Consider the following 21,012-nt stretch of genomic DNA (forward strand, 5'->3'; position numbering starts at 1 on the left):
GGTTTGGAAACACCTTAAAGGTTAATTTTATCCGAGATATTGTATCGCGTATCGTTTTTTCGGGAACGAACCATGATCTCGCCCAAGAAACCGGCCAAAAACAGTTGCGTACCAATGATCATGGCCGTCAAAGCGATATAAAATTGCGGGCGTTGCGTGATCAAACGACCAGTGGGGTTCAAAAACAGCTTGTCGATACCCAGGTAGAGTGCAAATCCAAAGCCTACCACGAACATCAATACGCCCCAAGCTCCAAAGAGGTGCATCGGCCTACGGCCAAACTTGGAAACGAACCAAATGGTAATCAAATCCAAAAAGCCATTGATGAAGCGTTCTGCTCCAAATTTAGTGGACCCATATTTTCGGGCCTGGTGTTGCACTACTTTTTCCGTGATATCGGAAAACCCGGCATTTTTGGCCAAAACAGGAATATAGCGATGCATTTCGCCGGAAACCTCAATAGTTTTGACCACTTTGTGGTTAAACGCCTTCAGTCCACAGTTAAAATCGTGAAGTTTGACACCGGATGTTTTCCGGGCGGCCCAGTTGAAGAGTTTGGAGGGGATGTTTTTGGTGATAACGGAATCATACCGTTTCTTTTTCCATCCCGAGACCACGTGGTGCCCGTCTTGCGTGATCATGGCATAGAGTCCGGGGATTTCTTCGGGATTATCCTGCAGATCAGCATCCATGGTAATCACCACATCGCCTTCGGCGGCCTTGAAACCGGCATGGAGGGCCTGCGACTTGCCGTAATTCTTTAAAAATTGGATGCCCTTAACGTTTTCATTGCTTTGGGAGAGTTCGGAAATGGTCTTCCACGACCCGTCGCTGCTGCCATCATCAATAAAAATGATTTCATAAGAAAAATGATTGGATTGCATCACTTGCACAATCCAATCATGTAGTTCTTTTAGCGATTCTTGCTCGTTAAGTAAGGGAATTACAATGGAAATCTGCATTGTTCGATTCTGGAATTCCCTTCAAAAGTAGCATTTTTTGTCTTTAGTATGATGGAGGGGATTTTTTTAAAGCTAATGCAGGTATTAACGAGCCTACAAAACCAATAAATAAATTAAATATTAATCCCCCGGCAATTTGCAAAAAAGGATTTGGATCTTTTTGACTTTCAATTTGCTTTTGTACTTGCTCCGGGGGCATTCCAGCCTCCAACAATACATTGGTTGAGTACTCCAAGGCTTTTTGCTCCATTTGCGGATCAATCACTTTGGTGAGTACAAAACTGAATATAATTCCAATAATTCCAGAAATCAATGCCAAACCTACTCCTATCTTGAGTCCTTCGGCTAATGATGCATAACCGTTATTTTTCTTTTTAAACTCTTTGATTGCAAAAATAGAACCGACAACTACGAACAATATCCCGAGGATTAACGTAAATATTATTCTTTTTAAATCGATTTGATAATGCATGTCCTGAGAATAGAGCATCAAATTGAATACAATACCTATGACACCTAAAATAACTCCATATTTTAGTGCAAATTTTCCAGTTTTAGCTTGTTGTTCTTCCATTGTTTAAAAATTAGTGTTGCTTACAGAGGTTAGTTATCGAATGCTTACATTTGTTACATATAAATTTACTTTTATTTTTTTAGTCATTTTAAGTTGGAGGTGTCAAAGAAATCATTAAATTTGCACCCTGAAAATTCTGAGATTAAGCATTTAAGACGATGAGAAAAGGTATACACCCAGAAAACTATAGATTGGTTGCTTTTAAGGACATGTCCAACGACGATGTGTTCATTACAAAGTCCACTGCTGAAGCGAAAGAGACCATCACTGTTGATGGTGTTGAATACCCTTTGGTAAAATTGGAAATTTCAAGAACATCACATCCTTACTACACTGGTAAGACCAAATTGGTGGATACCGCTGGTAGGATTGATAAGTTCAAGAACAAGTACAAGAAATTCAAGAAAGAAGAGAAGGAGGCCGAGTAGGTCGCACCTTTCATCGAAATATAGGAACGCCCTCGATACTTTCGGGGGCGTTTTTTATTTTTGATATATAAAGCTGAACCATGAACTATATCCTATCCGACGGTTACCACCGCGAAGACCTTTTCCCGTTTACGTTTACACGTCCCGTCGCAGGCATTAGGGTGGGTATCCTCACCATTCACGAGAAGTGGGAAAAATGGCTGAACGCTTCGGTAAGCTTTCAAACGGAGGAATACCTTTCCCAAAAGTTTCCTTTGACCCCCGCAAACGAAAATATGGTGATCAACGGGAGCTATTTACCAAGCGCAAAATTGGTGGAGGCCATTGGTAACCTGAACATAGGCGAAGCTTTGATAGGGGGCGAGGGCTATATCGCCTACGTGACCGAGAACTTGGAAACGGGTTTTGAAGAATCGACTTATACGGCCATTCCTTTTGAGGGGGAGGTACTGACCATTAAAAATACCTGGGATATTTTTTCCAAGAATGCCGAAGCACTTCAAGCGGATTTTGATTTGGTGACCCAAGGCAGGAAAAGTCAACCGATACCCGACACCAACCAGGTCAAGTGTCCAGAAAATATTTTTATCGAAGAAGGCGCTACGGTGGATTTTTGTATTCTGAATGCCTCCACAGGGCCCATTTACATTGGTAAAAACGCCTTGATGATGGAGGGCTGCACTGTTCGCGGAGGACTGGCACTGTGCGAGGGAGCCATTTTAAAAATGGGCGCCAAGATTTATGGAGCCGTCACCGCAGGACCGGGCTGCAAATTGGGGGGAGAAGTGAACAATGCGGTCCTTTTTGCCAACTCCAACAAGGGACACGATGGCTTTTTGGGCAATTCCGTTTTAGGGGAGTGGTGCAATATTGGGGCGGACACCAATACATCCAACCTCAAAAACAATTATGCCCCTGTACGACTTTGGAACTATAAAACAGGTGGTTTTGCCAAAACAGGCCTACAGTTTTGCGGACTGATGATGGGCGACCACAGCAAATGTGGCATCAATGTGATGTTCAACACAGGAACTGTAGTTGGGGTGAGCGCCAATATTTTTGGCAGTGGCTTCCCTAGAAACTTTATTCCCAGCTTCAGTTGGGGCGGTGCTACGGCAGGCTATACCACCTTTAGGACGAACAAGGCCTTTGAGGTGGCCGAAGCCATGATGAAGCGCCGAAATATGGAATTTAACGAAACCGAGGCCCAAATTTTACAACATGTCTTCGAGTTGACGCAGCAGTGGCGGAATTTTTCCTAAAAGAAAAATTTTGATTCCGAAGGAAATCCAGATATTGGCAACACTACACCATCCATTTCAATGGTGAACCCAGATTTTCATTCAGTTCTTGCTATAATCGCAGGGTGCATTGATCACAATTTGTTTGTTTATGGTTTGAGAGGCACTCAGCCGTTCCCTTGAATCCAAATCTCCATAAAAATCAGTGATGTACGTTTCAAATAGCAGTCCGTTGGGAAGGTCAGGTGCTGTCTTCCATTCCTCGTAAGCTGTAGGGAAATCCAATAAGGGCATATGTTCAACAGTTCCCTTATCGACTATGTAAAACTGCGTTGCCAGTTTGAGCCGTTTTATCTTTTTTGGTCTAATAGAGGTTAGTTTGTAGCGATAGTAGGATTTGTTGCCTACAATCGTATCGGTCAAAGTGACAAAATCATAATTTTTGACCTGATATTGAAACGGATTTTGGTATTGCCTCACCAATTCACAGGGTACTTTAAAAAGTTGATTTTCATAAAAAACCGACTTTGAGATTTTAAAACGAAACGCTACCCCTTCATGATCCCTAAAATCCATCATAAAAGTGAGGCTGTCCAATTCGGTCAAGATTGCCCTGTAATTGTTTCGTTGTGAATGGGTCAGGTATATTTTGGTGTAGGTGGTATCCGTTTCCCTGAAAATACGGGAATTTTTGCGAAGCGAATCTTTAAAATAGGTCACCTCATATTCCAAATGATGGTCAAACTCATACGTTTTCTGAGAAAAAGCCAAATGTGAAATGAACAGCGTAAGCAATAGAAAAAGCGGTTTCATAAAGATTGATTATGCGTCCCATATCGATGGTCTTAAATGTAGCCAAATCTTCTGAACCTCACGAATCTTATTCCAACTTCCCGATCAATCCCCAACCGTTGGCCTTGTCGATGACGACGCAGTGTAGCGTATTGCTGCCTTTTTCAAGATGCAATGGGATTTTGTTCGCTCCGAGGCCCAAATGCCCCTGAAATTGGTTGTTTTTGGACCGAAAGGCGTTGTTTCCGTAAAAAATGGGTGCTCCATTTAAATATAGGATGATCTTATCGCTATAATCGAACGAAAACCATTGGGTGAGTGCTTGGTTGGTGCTTATGGTGGTCGATGCCACGGTATACACCTCTGGATTGCCCTCAAAATTTCCCGAACTGGGTTTGGGGACATATTTGGAGATGGGCAATAGGCCCGAAGTTTCCGTTCGTACCCTTTGGGTAGGCATTTGCGCAAAACTGGCGGGGTCGATGTTCCCTTCCTTGTATAGTTTGGCCTCGGTGAGTTCCCATTCAGTGATCATTCCTACGGGAGGGGTGCGGATAGGGTAAGGCTCCTTGGCGACGGCCTCGCCTGTGGGGGTAACCCTGATATTGGCAAACCGGTTTCCGAACAAGGCCCAAATACCAATGGTGCCGGAGAGGTTCCCCGATTTAAGATGTTCCACTTGCAGCACTTGCTCACCGTTCACAAAAACAGTGGCAGCAAGGTCCTGTATCTCAATGCGCAACTGGTTCCACCCTTCGGTAAGAAAGGCCACCTGTGCCTGATGTTCGGGGTAAAGCTGCCAATTGCTCTCTCCATGGTAGGTAGGCGTGTACTGCACGGCATCCACTTGGCGGGATTTGTGCATGCGCATATAGATTTCCTCAAAGTTTTGCCCTTGTTTGCGGAACAGAAAGCCGGCAAAGCTGCGTTTTTGGTTGGCATACACCTCCAGTTCCAGCACGCCGTTGGAGAAGTCAAAGTCATTGGCAAAGGCCTTACCGTTGAGCAGCAGGGTAGGGCGACCATCAAAGGTTTCGAAAGTAAGCTCACTGCCCGGTTCGGCGGTCCATGCGCTGGGTTGCAGGGGAATGTTTTGTGTGGTTTGGCCGTGGAGCAAGTGGGTGGCTACCAGTATTATCACCCAAACGGTGTTGCGTAAAAATGTCATCTGTTCGTTCTTTGATATGCTATTTGGTCGGAGGGGTTTGGGATTCCTGACGAAAAAATAACTTGGTAATAATATTCTAAAGTTTACTTAAGATTTACTAGGCTTAGCAGGGCATTAAGAATTATAAATTTTATGAAATAAACTCGGAAAGCATACTAACGTAAAATTTTGAAGTAAATAATTTATTCTTATCATCATTTTTTTTGGATTGTCAAGGTAAAAATATTCCATGCGAGATCAATATTTTTATCTTTTGATACCTCTTTATCTGAAAATTCAATTTTTGAATTGAAATGCTTAGCCAATTGTTTAGCGTTGTAGAGCCCCATTCCAGTGCCTTCTTTGGACTGCCTATTAGAACTAGAACGAAAACCTTTCGAAAATAGATATGGCTGTTCAGTTTTTGGTATTGCTCGGCCATAGGAGTGAACCTGGATTAAGATTTGCTCTTTGTTTTCAGAAATGATGACTTTTGGTCCTATTTTTTTTGGAAATTCAGAATACTTTAATGCATTTTCAACTAGTATTTTGATAAGTATTTCGAAATATTCTTTATCTCCATTTATCTTACTTAAACAACTACCAGTGAATTCTATGTCAGCTCGATCTTTCTTAAAATCATTTCGATAAATTTTGACAATTTTGCTAACTGACCGATGAGGCATGAATGCTCTTTCATCATTTAATTTTAGGTTATCAAAAAAATCAGGGATATAGAATTTGACATTGTCTAAAATGAATTTTATTAACCTACTTCCAACATAGATTTTTTTGATGTTTTCTGATTGTTTTTCAAATTTATCATCCCATTCAGCTTCACTATCAATTTTCATAATAGTATCGACATTGGCAGCTATTTTAGAATTAAGCCCCCTGATTTCATGTAAGTTCTGAGTTACTATGTCAATAGGAATGTACTCTTTGAAATTCACAAGGTCATATTCAAACTGTATTTGCTTTTTCAAGTAGTCGAGTTCGAATTTGTTTTGAGGGTGCTTCTTTCCTAGATTTCGATATTTCGCTTTTTGCTTTGTTGGAGTTACAAGACCAACGTAACATATAAAATCTAGATTAATATATGTAAAACCTAAAGGGTCGACGCCTGTTTCGATATTGCTAACAGAACTCTTGGCAAGTAATTTTGAATAAAAGCTTTCTAATATTTTCTTATTTACCTCCTTTTTATATTCTCTAGGTAAATCGCAAAACCTACCGTCTCTAAACCTTATTTCTTTGCGATAATTTGAAACATATGGATATCCAAACTTCGTCATGAAATAAGACTTTTGATTGAGTTAACAATAGATAGTAAATTCTCTATGCTATCAATAATTTTTGGATTGTCGTTCAATTTTTTAAGCTCTGATAAGGTGGTTTTCTTGTTAGCTCCATATGTATCAACTATAATTTTTATCTGTTCAATCGTATTGGCATTGGTTAGTTCCGAAAGAATCTTTTGTTTTTCAATTTCGAAATGATATTTCGGAGAAAACGCTTTTTTAATTCCTTCGTCTAATTTTGATTTAAAATCGAGAAATTCAAGATCTTTACCAATAAAATCATCGGCGACACTAGCTTCATCTTTATATTTTGTAATTGACCATTCAGCTCCAGTAAACATAATTACTACGATATTTGGACAATTGTTTTTTAAGTATTTTAGTATACCCCAACCTTCTGAATTGGGAGAGATTTCTTGTCCAACGCCTTGAATGTCTAATATTACGACATGATGTTTTCTTCGGGTGAAATCATCAATATTATCAATGTCTGAATAATGAACTATGTTGTAACCATCCTGCCGTAATCTTTCTACGTGCGGTATTTCTTCATCATCGATAAATGCTACTCTTGCTTTTAATTTAGCTTCTTCAAATTCTTCAGGGGTAAGCTCTTTAAGTGGTGATGGAGTTGGTTTTTTCTTTCCAAATAATTTTGATAACATCCTAAAAAAAATAAAAGTTTTCATTAAAAGTAAAAATTACAATCATCATTCTAATTGATGTAATAATTCACATTATAAAATGAACATTGAAGGGTGTAAGTTAACAGAAAACCCCTACAAATTCCGTTTTCTATCCGATGAAGTAATTAACAGTCTTATCAACACAACCCATTGTCTTCAAGTGGGTTGGGTGCGTTTTATGGGAAAGGGGAATGTATTTGTTCTAGCCATTCAACTCCGCCAACAGGTCCTGGAGGTCGAGGCGTCTGGTGTACATTTGAATGCTTCCATCGGGTTCTTGTGGCCAGTCCGCTCGGGGTCGGTCCCAATAGAGTTCCACACCATTGCCGTCGGGGTCGTCCAAGTACAGTGCTTCGGAGACACCATGGTCCGCCGCTCCGGTCAAAGGGTAGTCGGCCTCCCGTAAACGTTGTAAGATCTGCGCCAAGTCCTTACGGGTAGGGTAAAGGATGGCAGTATGGAACAGTCCTGTGCTGTTGGGCGGTGGTGGTGGCCCGTTTTTGCTCTGCCAAGTGTTTAGGCCAATATGATGGTGGTAGCCTCCGGCCGAAATAAAGGCAGCTTGGTCGCCCATGGTGGTAATGATCTCAAAACCTAAAAGCTTATGGTAAAAGTCCAAGGCGCGTTGCAGGTCCGCCACCTTTAGGTGCACATGACCTATTCGGGTGTTTTTGGGCAGTTGGTAGGGTTCCATAAAATTCGATTTAGATGATAAAAAGAGGCTGTATAAGAGGCGATCATTTTTGAACTTTGTCAGGTTGAGCGCCTGCCTGCGGCAGACAGGCAGACGAAACCCACTGATTATCAATGTGTCCTTAGTTCTCGACTGCGCTCGAACTGACAGATAAAAGCTTTTCAGACCGCCTCTTTAGTTGTTATTCGTTTTCCTAGGGTTTGTCCATAAAAGGGTGGGTGCGGTACTTGTTTATTGAATTGAGATGTTCAGATTTTTTCCTAGTCCAAGTTCTATCAATTTGTAATAGGTTGAAACTTGGATATCGCTCAAACCGCGCTCAATCCGTGATATGTAACTTTTTTTTGTCCCAGTCCTTTCCGCAAGCTCTTCTTGAGTCATGTTAGCTTCTTTTCGTGCTTCCTTGAGCATTGCCCCCAGTCGGAAAGCAAGAGCTTCCGCATCATATTTGTCGCGCTTTTCAGTTCCCTTTTTTCCGTATTTTTGAATAAGTATGTCTTCAAAATCAGTTACGTTTTCCATATTAGCCTATCTTATTTTTTATATATTCTTTTTTCAATCGTTCGGCAAGTTTGATGTCCTTTCTCGGCGTCTTTTGGGTTTTCTTCACAAGACAATTGGTTAGCACGACTACGTTTCCATCATCGAAAAAGCAAAAAATCCGAATGCTCCTGAACGCGGTGATAACCCGAACTTCATATATACCATCACTGTTTTCCAGTGATTTGAAAAACTTTTTTGGGACTTGTTTTTCAAATCGAACCAAGTCAAGAACAAATTCTATCTTTTCCTGTACCTTGGGTTCCTGCGATTTGTAAAAGTCCAAGAAGTAGTTTTTGTAAGCTATAATTCTTCTTACCACAGCACAAAGTTAACTAATTAGTTTACAAGTAACAAATGGGATTTTGAGAAGTGACCATGATTTTTTTGCCGTTGCCCACATTTAATTTGTGCTAGGTTTTATGGATCACATCAATGGATGATGAATTACCTATAGGAATAGAATTAAAAAACCAGTAGCGAAAACTACTGGTTTTTGATGTTATCGGACCTACGGATTTTATTCGCTTACCTCAGGTTTGTCCGTAAAAGGAGTAATGCCAAAGGCAGGATAGACATCGCTGGGGTAGTAAAAGGTTCCCCCGCGCGATACCAAGGATATGGTCTTTATAGCCTTGATATTGTCCACCGGGTTGCCGGGCACCAAGAAGAAATCGGCCCACTTTCCCGGTTCAATGCTGCCCAAGTTTTCGTGGCCCAAGTACTGCGCCATATCGTAACTGGCCAGCTTGAGCACTTCGGCCGGGGTGTAACCCAATTGTTCGGTGTACAGTTCCAGTTCGCGGTGCAGGTTAAAGGCGCCGCCCAAATCGGTTCCCGCTACGATCAAAATCCCTTTGTCCTTCATCATTCTCAAGGTTTCCACGATTTTGTCATAGGCTTCACGATAGGCCTTGTCCTCCTCGGCATCGGCAATCTGGGCCAGTGCCACTTTAAGGCTTCGCTGCTCGTTCGGTGGCATATTGTCCACATAATCCAAGGCACCGGGCGTCACTTCTCCGTTGCGGGAAAGCATCAGGCGCTCGTGGATGGCCAGGGTAGGGTCCATGGCCGTTTCGTTGGCCACAAAAAGGTCCATGGTTTCCTGCACTTTGTCACTGTTGAGGTCAAGTTCAGGAAAGCGTTTCATGGCGGTAAGGCGCAATAGGGTCCGGGTGTCCTCTTCGGGCTCCAAAACCCAGCCGAGCATGGTTTGGTTAATGTGGGTCATTTCGTCGTACCCAGCGCGTAGCATGGCATTGGCGTTGGAGAAAGCGGGCACGTGTCCTGTAACGAACAGGCCTTGGTCGTGCGCTTTTTTCACGATGGCCGGGGCCCAATCGCCGTTCATGCTGTTGTATAGTTTGATGCCGTAAAACCCAAGACTATCATAGGTATCCACAGCCGCCAAGGCTTCTTCTTGGGTTTCCACTAGAATACCGTTGTTGCTACTGTACGGACTTTTTCCTTCGATAAATCCGAGTCGGGTTACGCGGGGTCCTGCCAACACACCGGAATTGATTTTTTCGATGAGGTTGCTGAGCACTTCGGTATTGTTCCCCATATCACGGAACGAGGTCACTCCCGCCAAAACGTTCAGCAACGCACCGTTGTCGCCGGTATGGGCGTGCATTTCGTAAAGTCCGGGCACCAAAGTGCCTCCGTTCCCCTGAATCACCACTTCGTTGTCGCCGGTGGCATCAGCCGCTTCAATAGCGGAAATCTTTTCACCTTCCACTACTACGGAAACGGGCTCGGTAAGGGATAGCGTTTTGGGGTCGAACACCTTTACATTGGCAATACGTACTTTTTTATCGTAGTTGTGGGCGTATTTCTTTTGCAGTTTTTCATAGCGCTCGGCGGAATAGTTTTCGGCCAATTGACGCAGTTCTTTTTCTTCGGGTTCGTAGCCATCACGAATTACGATATAGCGGGGCGAGATAAAGGCAAAAAAACGGTCGCTATCATCCATGATGAAATAGGTGGGGTTCATCTCTGCACCGGAGAGTGCATAGGTGGTCAGGGCCAATTCCCCTTCGCCGGAGGCATGGGGCACGGTCAAATCCTCCATTTTGGTCAGCGTTAGGTTCCCTGCAGGCAAAACGGGTAGGGTATTGTTCGGGGCGTCCATGAGCATCCGCGCGGACAACACTGCGGAATACGGACTGCCAAATTGGTTTACGTAGAGCTGTGGCGCATCCAAAGAGGCACTTCCAGAGCCTGTGGCATCGGTCCAAGAGGCTTCTCCTTCCGATTGGGTAAACTGCTCGTCCACGGCATTACCAAAGGTGGTATTTCCGGTGACTTTCCAGCTTTTCGGATAGCCTTCGGCGTTGAGCACAATGGTCTCCTTCATGGTCGGACCACGGCCGTTGTTCTTGTAATCATAATCAATTTGAATCGTGTCGCCAAGGGTGTTGACTTTCATATAGCCGACCTTGGTCTCGCTAATGATTACGGAATAGTTTTCCTCGCCTTGGTAGTCGGCCAAGGAGGAAGTGTGTTCTGTTTTACAGGAATAGCCCGCCATTAGGACAAGGCCGATCAGGAATAGTCGAAGTTTCATAGAGTTGGTTTAAAATCGGTTTAAGATAACGATTTTAAATCAACGCTTAACCACGAATATCTGGCCAAATGGATTATAACCTGTCAACCAAGGTGGAGTCGTTATATTTTTGAAATTGAATGAGCTCTGAATTGTAATCCACCTTAACTTTAAAATGCTTGAGCAAGGACCCCCCAATGGCACCTTTTACGACTTTGTCCATGGATTGGGCCATCATTTCGGACCAAACATGATCTGGTCGCCTGGAAAATAACACGGGGCCTACTTTGTGGCCCGCAATTTTTACCACGGGAACCTCAATGATTCCTTGGCTTCCATCTGATTCGGGATAGTATTTCCAATCGGGATGATCAGTTCTCCATTGATCAAAAATACTGGCAGCAATAAAAGATCCTGCCAAGGTGTTTTTTTCGGTATTGAAGTACTCCTTGCCTTTATCGGATAACACAAAACTGGCTCCAGTATCGAACAATACTTCAATCTCCTCACCCTCAATTTCAATCTGCATCCTAGGGTGCCCATACACAGCAACTCCATGGGTGTTTTTCTTAAATCCTAATGAAAGCACATTAGGTTTCTTGCTATCCGTTGATTTTATTGGAGTGTTGACCCATACTTCTTGTTTAGGATAGTCAAAAGTCCATGCTCGCCCCATAAAAAAGCCCTGTCCCAAAAAAGCATCCAACATGGGCATTTTATCTATTTTTTGCTGAAGATCGTCAGTTAAGGGCGGTATGACCAGATATGGTTCTTGAACACTGGCAAAAGGCTTTCTTAGAATGAAATTTGGAATAGGCGAAGGTGAGGGAAACTTTTCAATGTTTACCATGTCATTGAATGTTACATAACTCATTGGCATTAATCCTTTGACTAATCCCTTCTTTATATATGGGGCAATTTCTGGACGGTCTTGTCGGGATGGCATTAACATGCTAATACCTCCTCCAGTATCACAATACGCCAGAAGTGTATCTTTGGACTCTAAGGGTAATTTGACCAAAAAGCGAGCACTGTCCAAGAACACGGACGGCAGTTTCATGGTTTTTAGGTCAGTTTTGGTTAAACCAGCTTCTAAGGATTCTGAATAATTGCGGTCCAGTTTTCTAACCACAAAGAATTGGATAGCGAACAGCGTAATAATCACCCCTATGGGGATGAACACATACCTAATGATTTTTTTCATTCGTAAACTAATAGTTTTAAAAATACATCGGGGTTATGCGCAATCAACTGAATCAATGAGGATTATCAATTCCTTGCCAAATTAGTAAAAACTTTGGTATGTTTTTCCTAAAGGCCCCAAACAACTTTTATGAATTGCTGATGACTTGCGATAACTCCCAACAAATCACTATCTTTGCGCCCCTAAAACGCTAGGCAGGCTTATGAACAAAAAGGTTGCATTTTACACGCTGGGCTGCAAGCTCAATTTCTCTGAAACTTCCACCATTGCCAGGGGTTTTGAAAAGGAGGAGTTTGAGCGTGTGGACTTTTCGGAAGCTGCGGATGTGTATGTGATCAATACCTGTTCGGTAACGGAAAATGCCGATAAGCGATTCAAGACCATTGTAAAGCAGGCCCAAAAAGCCAATCCCGAAGCCTTTGTAGCGGCAGTAGGTTGCTATGCGCAACTAAAACCGGAGGAATTGGCGGCTGTGGATGGCGTTGATTTGGTTTTGGGTGCCACGGAGAAGTTCAAAATCACCGATTATCTGAACGACCTTACCAAAAATAATAGGGGAGAGGTACACTCCTGTGAAATCGAGGATGCCGACTTTTATGTGGGCAGTTATGCCATCGGAGATCGTACCCGTGCCTTTTTGAAGGTCCAGGATGGTTGTGATTACAAGTGTACCTACTGTACCATTCCTTTGGCTCGCGGGATTTCACGTAGTGATACCTTGCAGAACGTACTGAAAAATGCCAAGGAAATTGCTTCACAAGACATTAAGGAGATTGTGCTGACAGGAGTGAATATCGGTGACTACGGGAAAGGTGAGTTTGGCAATAAAAAGCACGAGCATACCTTTTTGGACTTGGTGAAGGCTTTGGATACCATCGATGGGATTCACCGTCTCCGAATTTCTTCCATTGAACCCAATTTGCTTAAAAATGAGACCATCGATTTTGTAGCGCAAAGCAATTCCTTTGTGCCCCATTTTCATGTGCCCTTGCAGAGTGGGAGCGATGATATCTTAAAAAAGATGCGACGTCGGTATTTGTCCAATCTGTATGTGGATAGGGTAAAGCGCATCAAATCAACAATGCCTCATGCCTGTATTGGTGTAGACGTGATTGTTGGCTTTCCCGGGGAAACAGACGAGCACTTTTTGGAAACCTATCACTTTTTGAACCAATTGGACATTTCTTATTTGCATGTGTTCACTTACTCGGAAAGGGACAATACCGTGGCTGCCGAAATGGAAGATGTGGTCCCCAAAAAGGTACGCAACAAGCGCAGCAAAATGTTAAGGGGATTATCGGCCAAAAAGCGCAGGGCCTTTTACGAGAGTCAATTGGGAAGCATCCGTACCGTGCTGTTCGAAGGGGAGAACAAAAAAGGCTATATTCACGGGTTTACCGAGAACTATGTTAAGGTAAAAGCGCCATGGGATCCTTCTTTGGTGAATACTTTGCACCAAGTGGAGCTAATGGATATCGATACGGACGGACTGGTGCGTTTTGAGTTTGTTTCCGATGCCATCACAGCATAAAAAAACCTCCCGGTAGAGGAGGTTTACATTTTTCCGAAGATGGTTAGATCAGATACGGATACCAACTGGTAGCATTTCCTTGTATTGCCTGTTTTTTCTTAAAAATCCAGCAATTTGGGGGCTTGTGGGAACAACTCTTAGGTTGTTCTCTTGAATTTCGTTCAAAACCGCTTTGATGAAATCCTCTTTAAAGCCCTCTTGTGTAATTTCTTCCGGAATAACCAGCTTGGTCAAAAATACTTTACGCTCTTGTGAAGAGTACTCAATTTTGGCTAAATGCCCATTGACCTTAGTTTCAAATTGACGCAAGAAACTATTGTCAGTGATTTCCATTGTTGTCATATAGTACTTGTTTTTTTAATGACTTGGCGGAACTACCCGAAAAAGGCATTTCCATTCCCCCTGAATTATAAATATCTATTACATAAGCGGGGTTGGCTGCAAAAGGGATACAAAATTAGTCAAAATATTGTTAATTTCCTAGTCCTTATCGATATTTGGTGCCATATGTCCGATGATAAAATCCATATCTATCTCATGCCGGGAATGGCAGCCAACCCTTCCATTTTTGAAAATATCAAACTGCCAGACGACCAATTTGTAATGCATACCTTGGAATGGTTTGTACCCGAAAAAGGGATGAGCTTAAGGGAATATGCGGAGCAAATGTGCGATAAAATTAAGGAACCCCATCCAGTGTTGTTGGGCGTTTCCTTCGGGGGCATGTTGGTACAGGAAATGGCCAAAATCAGGTCGACACGCAAAGTGATTGTGGTCTCATCCGTTAAGAGCAAGCACGAACTGCCCAAAAGAATGCTGTTTGCCAAATACACCAAAGTACACAAGCTGTTGCCAACGGGCCTGGTGAACAATGTGGAACTATTGGCCAAATATGCCTTTGGCGAAACGGTGACCAAGCGCTTGCACCTGTACGAAAAATACCTCTCCATTCGGGATAAGTATTATATCGATTGGTCCATCGATCAAATCGTGAATTGGGACCAAGAAGTTCCCCCTGATCATGTGGTTCATATTCAGGGCGAAAAGGATGCTGTTTTTCCCATTTCCAACATCAACGCTTGTATTTCCGTTAAAAATGGCACCCATACCATGATCATTCATAGGGCCAAATGGTTTAATGAGCATCTCCCCACAATTATTTTGGAATAATTTCGTCTTTATAATAGTATCTTTACGTAACAATTTAAAAGGGAAGACATGAAATATCTTAAAAATATATTGGCATTTATCGGATTGATAGCTGTGGTAAGCACCTTGATTTTTGCCGTTCAGTCGAATGCAATGGAAGAACAACCCGTAAAAACGGTGACCCAACCTGAAACCACGGATAAAAATGTGGCGGATACCTACCAAATCAGCGCCATAGAAATACCAAAGGATTTGAATTTCGCAGGTGAGCCGGTTCCCCAAGACGACCCTGAGATCATGGAGCGTGTTGACCGTGAATTTTTGGTGAATACCTATTGGCAGTCGAACGCCCTCTTATTGATGAAGCGTGCCAATAAATACTTTCCGATCATGGAGCCCATTCTTAAAAAGAATGGCATCCCGGATGACTTTAAGTATCTGGCGGTTGCCGAAAGTGGTCTTGAAAACGTGGTTTCCCCTGCAGGCGCTACTGGTTTTTGGCAGATCATGAAAGGAACTGGCCGCGAATATGGTTTGGAAGTAAACGATAACGTGGATGAGCGCTACCATATTGAAAAAGCGACCCAAGTGGCATGTGATTACCTTAATAAATGGAAAGACCGTTTCGGTAGCTGGACGTTGACCGCTGCGGCCTATAATGCAGGTCCTGCCGGTATCCAAAAATATATGGACATCCAACAGGTGAACGATTACTATGATTTGTTATTGGGACAAGAGACCGGCCGTTATGTGTTCCGTATTTTGGCCATCAAGGAGATTTTATCCAATCGTGATAAGTATGGATTCCAGTTGGAAGAAGACGATATGTACACCAAAGTGCCCACCTTTACCGTTGAAGTAGATACTGCGGTAACCAATTGGGCCGATTTCGCGGAGCTCTACGAAATCAACTACAAGGTTTTGAAGCGACATAACCCTTGGTTGCGCGAACCGCATTTGAACAATGCTTCCCGTAAAAAATATACTATCGAAATCCCGAACAAGGGGTATTATCGCGTGGGGAGTACTGGAAAATAGTTTGGACTTAGTATTTAAATAGAAAGTAAGGCGAAGGGAAATAGGTTTCTACCTGTGGCAGTAACGCTGGTGAAATATACCCCCAGTCGGAATATCCCGCATCCATAGCCTCTTGTGTGAGCATCTGAAGATGAACGTGGCAAAACCAGCCGCCGCTATCACTTTCTTCTCCTATGTGAGTAAATTTTTGACCGGCCTTTATTTTGTCCCCAACTCGGACCAAGTGTGGTGTTTTTAAGTGTCCATACAACGAATAAAAAACTACTCCATTCATCTCATGTTTTAGAATGATATAACCTCCGTAATTACCAAGGGTAGTTTCTTTTGCAGTTTTGTATACTTCGGCTTCCAAAGGAGAGAACATGGGGGTATCGTATGGCACAATGATGTCCAGACCCAGATGATAATACCGTTGTTCCTCAATAATATTGGGGTAGGACCGCAACAGACTTTTCCGTTCTTCCAAATACTTGCCAATGCCCCATTGTTGCTTAGATGCCTCCAACTCATCAAAAACCTTTTGGTTGAACTGATGGAAATCCGTGAGCGGGTACTCTAGTGTTTTTGGGTTGTTGGATGAAAAATCAAAGATGTACGGCTTTCCTTTTAGGAAATCACCGAATAAGGGGTGGATATCGACCCCATTGAGGCAAAGTGGGTAATACATTGGTCAACTTTTCGTAAAAACAAACAAATGTAACCATAGAATGATTACGATAGCCTTTTCTCCAAAACAACCATATGTTTGCATTGAATACCATCTTCAAAAATGGGTTCGGGGTAGTGGTCTACAAAGTAGTTTTTGATAATGTGCTGAATTTCAAATCCAGATTTTTGATAAAATGCAAGTTGACCAATACTGGAATTTCCCGTGCCTACTGTCAGTTTGTGATACCCTAATACCCTGCTTACATTTATCGCGTGTCCCAAAAGTGCTTTTCCATAACCCTTGCCTTGTAGTGAGGGCATTAGTGCAATATTTTTAAGTTCAATGTTGGTAGCGTCCAATTCCAGCAGCACCATCACTCCAATAGTCTCTTTTCCTATCTTGGCCAGGTAACAGGTCCCGTTTTTAAGGTATGCTTCAATATGGGTTTTTGATGGGTCGGCCAGTTCCAACAATTCATAAGGGATTGGTTGGGCAGCTCCTAAAACTTCAATATGTACATTGGATGGGTTCAGTAGAAATAAAATTTTAAAGTAAATAACTGTACCCAAGTATAGTAAATAGTTGCTTTAAGCGATTGTTAAAATCAACGGATACCCCTTTTCAATTGACGGATGACCCGTTTGAATGAACCAATGCGATTTTGTGTCCATAATCAAAGGGGACTTTCAGGTAGGAAGGGAAATTTTTTTTGATGGTTGAAGGTTATGATTAAATCTTCTTCATCTGCTGCTGCATCATCTTGATCTGTTCCGTAAGCATGTTGTTTTTGTCCAATTTCTTGGCTTCCTGCAATAAAGTAGTTGCTTCACGTTTTCTGCGCTTTTGCATGGCAATGCCCGCTAAGCTCAATTTGGCCATGGCCACGTCATAGTCCATGGTCAACCCCAGCTTCAAGGCCTTTTTAAAGTACTTTTCGGCTTGTGTCAGGTTTTTTTGTGAGTAAATGATGCCGTGTAGATAGTTGTAGTAACCCTGTTGTTTTTTGATCAAGGCAGCTTGCGGGTTCTTGATCTTGGCCAACCATTGTTGTGTGCCCTCCAAGTCCTGCTTCCTCATTTTAAGAAAGGCCAAAAGAATGAACTCATTCCGGAAGTAGAGAAAAATGAATACGAGGGATAGCAAAATCAGTGCGATTCCGTTGCCAATATTACCCTCTATAAACTGGTAAACGGCATAAGCGATGATAAGGACGGCAATGACGAGCTTTATATTTTTATTGAACATACAGTCTGGTGATTTTTACCTTTAGTTAAGTGCCCGCAAAAGTACTAAAAACTAAATTAAATATTTTAGGTTTGGACTTGCCAAAGTAAAAAGTCTTCGTATATTTGCGCCCAGAATTTTTAGGGGAGAAAGCTTCCCATCAACAAATCCATAAAACAGTTCGGAAATGAAAAGAACGTATCAACCATCCAAAAGGAAGAGAAGAAACAAGCATGGTTTTAGGGAGCGCATGGCGACTGCCAATGGTAGAAAAGTTCTTGCGAGAAGAAGAGCCAAAGGAAGAAAGAGATTAACTGTTTCCTCTGAGCCAAGACATAAAAAATAATGATAGTATTTATTATTTAAATTAAAGGTGTTACTTTTCTAGGTAACACCTTTTTTTTGACATATAAGCAGATAACCGAGAAACCCCTATAGAAAATGCCCAAAAGAAAAGATTTAAATTCCATTTTGATTATTGGTTCTGGTCCTATCATCATCGGCCAGGCATGTGAGTTCGACTATTCTGGTTCCCAGGCCCTTCGTTCCCTTCGGGAAGACGGGATTGAAACCATTTTGATCAATAGCAATCCTGCTACCATCATGACCGATCCGGCCATGGCGGACCACGTGTACCTAAAACCGTTGACCACAAAATCCATCATAGAAATACTAAAAAGACACCCAAATATTGATGCGGTATTGCCAACCATGGGCGGGCAAACTGCATTGAACCTTTGTATCGAAGCAGATGAAAAGGGTATTTGGGAAGATTTTGGCGTGGAAATTATAGGGGTGGATATCGATGCCATCAACATTACCGAAGACCGTGAAAAGTTTAGGGAGTTGATGTTAAAAATTGGAATTGGAATGCCGCCACAGGCGTCCGCAACATCGTTCCTTAAAGGAAAAGAGATTGCTCAGGAATTCGGTTTTCCTTTGGTAATCCGGGCTTCTTTTACCTTGGGAGGTGCAGGGGCTGGTATCGTTTATGATCCAGAGCATTTTGATGATATGTTGAGCCACGGCTTGGAGGTATCACCGATTCACGAAGTGATGATCGATAAGGCTTTGATGGGCTGGAAAGAATATGAGCTGGAGCTACTACGCGACAAGAACGACAACGTGGTCATCATCTGTACCATCGAAAATATGGACCCCATGGGTATCCACACCGGGGATTCCATCACCGTGGCGCCTGCAATGACCCTCTCGGATAGGACGTTCCAGCGCATGCGGGATATGGCCATCCACATGATGCGCAGTATAGGGGACTTCGCCGGAGGATGTAACGTACAGTTCGCCGTAAGTCCCGACGAAAAAGAGGATATTATCGCCATCGAGATCAACCCGAGGGTTTCCCGATCTTCCGCTTTGGCTTCCAAGGCAACGGGGTACCCGATTGCTAAAATTGCGGCCAAACTGGCGATAGGGTATACGCTGGACGAATTGGACAACCAAATCACACAGTCCACTTCGGCCTTGTTCGAGCCGACATTGGATTACGTAATCGTAAAAATACCACGTTGGAACTTCGATAAGTTCGAAGGTTCCGACAGGACTTTGGGGCTTCAGATGAAATCCGTAGGAGAGGTGATGGGTATAGGACGCTCTTTCCAAGAGGCCCTGCACAAAGCCACACAGTCGCTCGAAATCAAACGAAACGGTCTGGGTGCCGATGGCAAAGGCTACAAGGATTACGAAACCATCATCGAGAAATTGCGAGTGCCCAGTTGGGACAGGGTATTTGTGATTTATGATGCCATTCAACTTGGAATACCCTTAAAACGCATCCACGAAATCACAAAAATAGATATGTGGTTCCTAAAACAATACGAGGAACTGCACTTCTTGGAGATGGAAATATCAAAATATACCATAGAAAGCTTGCCAAAAGCACTATTGTTGGAAGCGAAGCAAAAAGGTTTTGCGGACAGACAGATTGCCCACATGTTGGATTGTTGGGAGAGCGAAGTGCATAGCAAACGAATGGATTTGAACATTAACCGTGTGTATAAATTGGTGGATACTTGTGCCGCTGAGTTCAAGGCGGTTACACCGTACTATTATTCCACATTTGAGGAAGAAATCGAAACGCCAAGCGGAGAGCGCTACGTGGCCAACGACAGCCAGGTGACCGATAAGAAAAAGGTGGTGGTGCTCGGTTCTGGGCCCAACCGAATCGGACAAGGAATCGAGTTCGATTATTGCTGTGTGCACGGTGTTTTGGCCGCTGCCGAATGCGGTTACGAGACCATTATGATCAACTGTAACCCAGAAACCGTCTCTACGGACTTTGATACGGCGGATAAATTATACTTTGAACCTGTTTTCTGGGAACATATTTACGATATCATCCTTCATGAAAAACCAGAGGGTGTCATTGTGCAGTTGGGCGGACAGACCGCGCTGAAGCTTGCAGAGAAACTGGACAAGTACGGTATCAACATCATCGGAACAAGTTTCCAATCGCTGGATTTGGCGGAGGATAGGGGGAGTTTCTCCACCTTGTTGAAGGATAACGGCATCCCTTATCCAAAATTTGGGGTGGCTGAAACAGCCGACGAAGCCTTGGACTTGGCGGAAGAATTGAAATTTCCGTTGTTGGTGCGTCCATCCTACGTATTGGGAGGTCAGGGGATGAAAATTGTAATCAACAAGGAAGAGCTGGAAGCCCATGTGGTGGACTTATTGCGAAAAATACCGAACAATAAATTGCTTTTGGATCACTACTTGGATGGAGCCATTGAAGCTGAGGCAGATGCCATCTGTGATGGTGAGGATGTGTACATCATCGGAATCATGGAGCACATTGAGCCCTGTGGAATCCACTCGGGCGACTCCAATGCTACCTTGCCTCCCTTCAATTTGGGTGAGTTTGTGTTGCAGCAGATAAAGGATCATACCAAAAAGATTGCTTTGGCACTCAATACGGTTGGCTTGATCAACATTCAGTTCGCTGTGAAGGACGATATTGTGTACATTATCGAGGCCAACCCAAGGGCATCGCGTACAGTTCCCTTTATTGCGAAGGCCTACAAGGAGCCTTACGTGAATTATGCCACCAAGGTGATGTTGGGCGAGAAAAAAGTGAAGGACTTTAACTTTAACCCGCAGTTGGAAGGTTATGCCATTAAACAGCCGGTATTCTCTTTTAATAAGTTCCCGAACGTAAACAAGAATCTGGGACCTGAAATGAAGAGTACAGGAGAAAGCATTCTGTTCATTGATAGTTTAAAGGATGATGAGTTTTACAATTTGTACGCCAGAAGAAAAATGTATCTGAGCAAGTAAACCATCTCTTTAT

General features: G+C 43.0%; 22 protein-coding genes. 7 read left to right on the forward strand and 15 right to left on the reverse strand.

All coding sequences use genetic code 11. From position 1 onward, the window contains the following. Nucleotides 1–14: 14 nt before the first annotated feature. Complete coding sequence (locus RBB12_RS06525) at nt 15–962, reverse strand: glycosyltransferase family 2 protein (protein ID WP_306013189.1); 948 nt, start codon at nt 960–962, stop codon at nt 15–17. A 43-nt stretch (nt 963–1,005) separates the two neighbouring features. Next, nucleotides 1,006–1,536, reverse strand: a complete 531-nt coding sequence (locus tag RBB12_RS06530) for a DUF4199 domain-containing protein (protein ID WP_306013188.1) — start codon at nt 1,534–1,536, stop codon at nt 1,006–1,008. Nucleotides 1,537–1,694: 158 nt separating this feature from the next. Here RBB12_RS06530 and RBB12_RS06535 point away from each other — a divergent pair, with 158 nt between their 5' ends. Further along, nucleotides 1,695–1,964, forward strand: coding sequence for a type B 50S ribosomal protein L31 (locus RBB12_RS06535; RefSeq protein ID WP_166522010.1), 270 nt, complete (start codon nt 1,695–1,697; stop codon nt 1,962–1,964). Between the two features lie 80 nt (nt 1,965–2,044). Continuing rightward, nucleotides 2,045–3,226: a GlmU family protein gene (locus RBB12_RS06540; RefSeq protein WP_306013187.1), complete on the forward strand. Its 1,182-nt coding sequence runs from the start codon at nt 2,045–2,047 to the stop codon at nt 3,224–3,226. Nucleotides 3,227–3,307: 81 nt separating this feature from the next. On the opposite strand, the gene RBB12_RS06545 is transcribed toward RBB12_RS06540, so the two are convergent. The 9 genes from RBB12_RS06545 to RBB12_RS06585 all read right to left on the reverse strand — a co-directional run bounded on the left by RBB12_RS06545 (nt 3,308) and on the right by RBB12_RS06585 (nt 12,114). Continuing rightward, entirely contained in the window at nt 3,308–4,018 is a 711-nt protein-coding gene (locus RBB12_RS06545; RefSeq protein ID WP_306013186.1) for a hypothetical protein, read from the reverse strand. A gap of 67 nt (nt 4,019–4,085) precedes the next feature. Continuing rightward, nucleotides 4,086–5,165, reverse strand: a complete 1,080-nt coding sequence (locus RBB12_RS06550; RefSeq protein WP_306013185.1) for a family 16 glycoside hydrolase — start codon at nt 5,163–5,165, stop codon at nt 4,086–4,088. A 194-nt stretch (nt 5,166–5,359) separates the two neighbouring features. Next, nucleotides 5,360–6,439, reverse strand: a complete 1,080-nt coding sequence (locus RBB12_RS06555; protein WP_306013184.1) for a sensor histidine kinase — start codon at nt 6,437–6,439, stop codon at nt 5,360–5,362. After that, complete coding sequence (locus tag RBB12_RS06560; RefSeq protein WP_306013183.1) at nt 6,436–7,134, reverse strand: hypothetical protein; 699 nt, start codon at nt 7,132–7,134, stop codon at nt 6,436–6,438. The genes RBB12_RS06555 and RBB12_RS06560 overlap by 4 nt, the downstream gene beginning before the upstream one ends. Nucleotides 7,135–7,333: 199 nt before the next feature. Further along, a complete protein-coding gene (locus tag RBB12_RS06565) occupies nt 7,334–7,825 on the reverse strand; it encodes a VOC family protein (protein ID WP_306013182.1) in 492 nt (163 codons plus the stop codon). 231 nt (nt 7,826–8,056) lie between these two features. Continuing rightward, nucleotides 8,057–8,347, reverse strand: a complete 291-nt coding sequence (locus RBB12_RS06570; RefSeq protein WP_306013181.1) for a helix-turn-helix domain-containing protein — start codon at nt 8,345–8,347, stop codon at nt 8,057–8,059. 1 nt (nt 8,348) lies between these two features. Next, nucleotides 8,349–8,687, reverse strand: coding sequence for a type II toxin-antitoxin system RelE/ParE family toxin (locus RBB12_RS06575; RefSeq protein WP_306013180.1), 339 nt, complete (start codon nt 8,685–8,687; stop codon nt 8,349–8,351). Between the two features lie 198 nt (nt 8,688–8,885). Further along, nucleotides 8,886–10,931 (reverse strand): amidohydrolase family protein, encoded by a 2,046-nt coding sequence (locus tag RBB12_RS06580; protein WP_306013179.1) that lies wholly within the window; start codon nt 10,929–10,931, stop codon nt 8,886–8,888. A gap of 73 nt (nt 10,932–11,004) precedes the next feature. After that, nucleotides 11,005–12,114, reverse strand: coding sequence for a hypothetical protein (locus RBB12_RS06585; protein ID WP_306013178.1), 1,110 nt, complete (start codon nt 12,112–12,114; stop codon nt 11,005–11,007). 202 nt (nt 12,115–12,316) lie between these two features. Between RBB12_RS06585 and mtaB the strand changes: the two genes are divergently transcribed. Continuing rightward, nucleotides 12,317–13,645: a tRNA (N(6)-L-threonylcarbamoyladenosine(37)-C(2))-methylthiotransferase MtaB gene (gene mtaB / locus RBB12_RS06590; RefSeq protein ID WP_306013177.1), complete on the forward strand. Its 1,329-nt coding sequence runs from the start codon at nt 12,317–12,319 to the stop codon at nt 13,643–13,645. Between the two features lie 48 nt (nt 13,646–13,693). Here the strand turns inward: mtaB and RBB12_RS06595 are convergent, their stop codons facing one another. Next, nucleotides 13,694–13,987, reverse strand: a complete 294-nt coding sequence (locus tag RBB12_RS06595) for a GNAT family N-acetyltransferase (RefSeq protein ID WP_179384006.1) — start codon at nt 13,985–13,987, stop codon at nt 13,694–13,696. Nucleotides 13,988–14,152: 165 nt separating this feature from the next. On the opposite strand from RBB12_RS06595, the gene RBB12_RS06600 reads away from it, so the two are divergent. Together RBB12_RS06600 and RBB12_RS06605 are read left to right on the forward strand one after the other, a co-directional pair. Further along, the gene (locus tag RBB12_RS06600; RefSeq protein WP_306013176.1) at nt 14,153–14,815 is read left to right on the forward strand and encodes an alpha/beta fold hydrolase; all 663 of its coding nucleotides are present in this window, start codon (nt 14,153–14,155) and stop codon (nt 14,813–14,815) included. Nucleotides 14,816–14,863: 48 nt separating this feature from the next. Next, nucleotides 14,864–15,832: a lytic transglycosylase domain-containing protein gene (locus tag RBB12_RS06605; RefSeq protein WP_293289475.1), complete on the forward strand. Its 969-nt coding sequence runs from the start codon at nt 14,864–14,866 to the stop codon at nt 15,830–15,832. A 7-nt stretch (nt 15,833–15,839) separates the two neighbouring features. On the opposite strand, the gene RBB12_RS06610 is transcribed toward RBB12_RS06605, so the two are convergent. The 3 genes from RBB12_RS06610 to RBB12_RS06620 all read right to left on the reverse strand — a co-directional run bounded on the left by RBB12_RS06610 (nt 15,840) and on the right by RBB12_RS06620 (nt 17,726). Then, complete coding sequence (locus tag RBB12_RS06610) at nt 15,840–16,499, reverse strand: peptidoglycan DD-metalloendopeptidase family protein (protein WP_306013175.1); 660 nt, start codon at nt 16,497–16,499, stop codon at nt 15,840–15,842. Nucleotides 16,500–16,543: 44 nt separating this feature from the next. Further along, nucleotides 16,544–17,050, reverse strand: a complete 507-nt coding sequence (locus RBB12_RS06615; protein WP_306013174.1) for an N-acetyltransferase — start codon at nt 17,048–17,050, stop codon at nt 16,544–16,546. Between the two features lie 160 nt (nt 17,051–17,210). Continuing rightward, nucleotides 17,211–17,726 (reverse strand): DUF2892 domain-containing protein, encoded by a 516-nt coding sequence (locus RBB12_RS06620; RefSeq protein ID WP_179384002.1) that lies wholly within the window; start codon nt 17,724–17,726, stop codon nt 17,211–17,213. A 166-nt stretch (nt 17,727–17,892) separates the two neighbouring features. On the opposite strand from RBB12_RS06620, the gene rpmH reads away from it, so the two are divergent. Further along, nucleotides 17,893–18,051 (forward strand): 50S ribosomal protein L34, encoded by a 159-nt coding sequence (gene rpmH, locus RBB12_RS06625; RefSeq protein ID WP_072882462.1) that lies wholly within the window; start codon nt 17,893–17,895, stop codon nt 18,049–18,051. A gap of 95 nt (nt 18,052–18,146) precedes the next feature. After that, nucleotides 18,147–20,999 carry a carbamoyl-phosphate synthase large subunit gene (gene carB, locus RBB12_RS06630; RefSeq protein WP_306013173.1) on the forward strand — a complete coding sequence of 951 codons (2,853 nt, stop codon included), beginning with the start codon at nt 18,147–18,149 and terminating at the stop codon, nt 20,997–20,999. Nucleotides 21,000–21,012: the final 13 nt, after the last annotated feature.

The sequence above is a fragment of the Allomuricauda sp. MMSF_3307 genome, assembly GCF_030733585.1.
In the GTDB taxonomy this organism is placed as follows: Bacteria; Bacteroidota; Bacteroidia; order Flavobacteriales; family Flavobacteriaceae; genus Flagellimonas.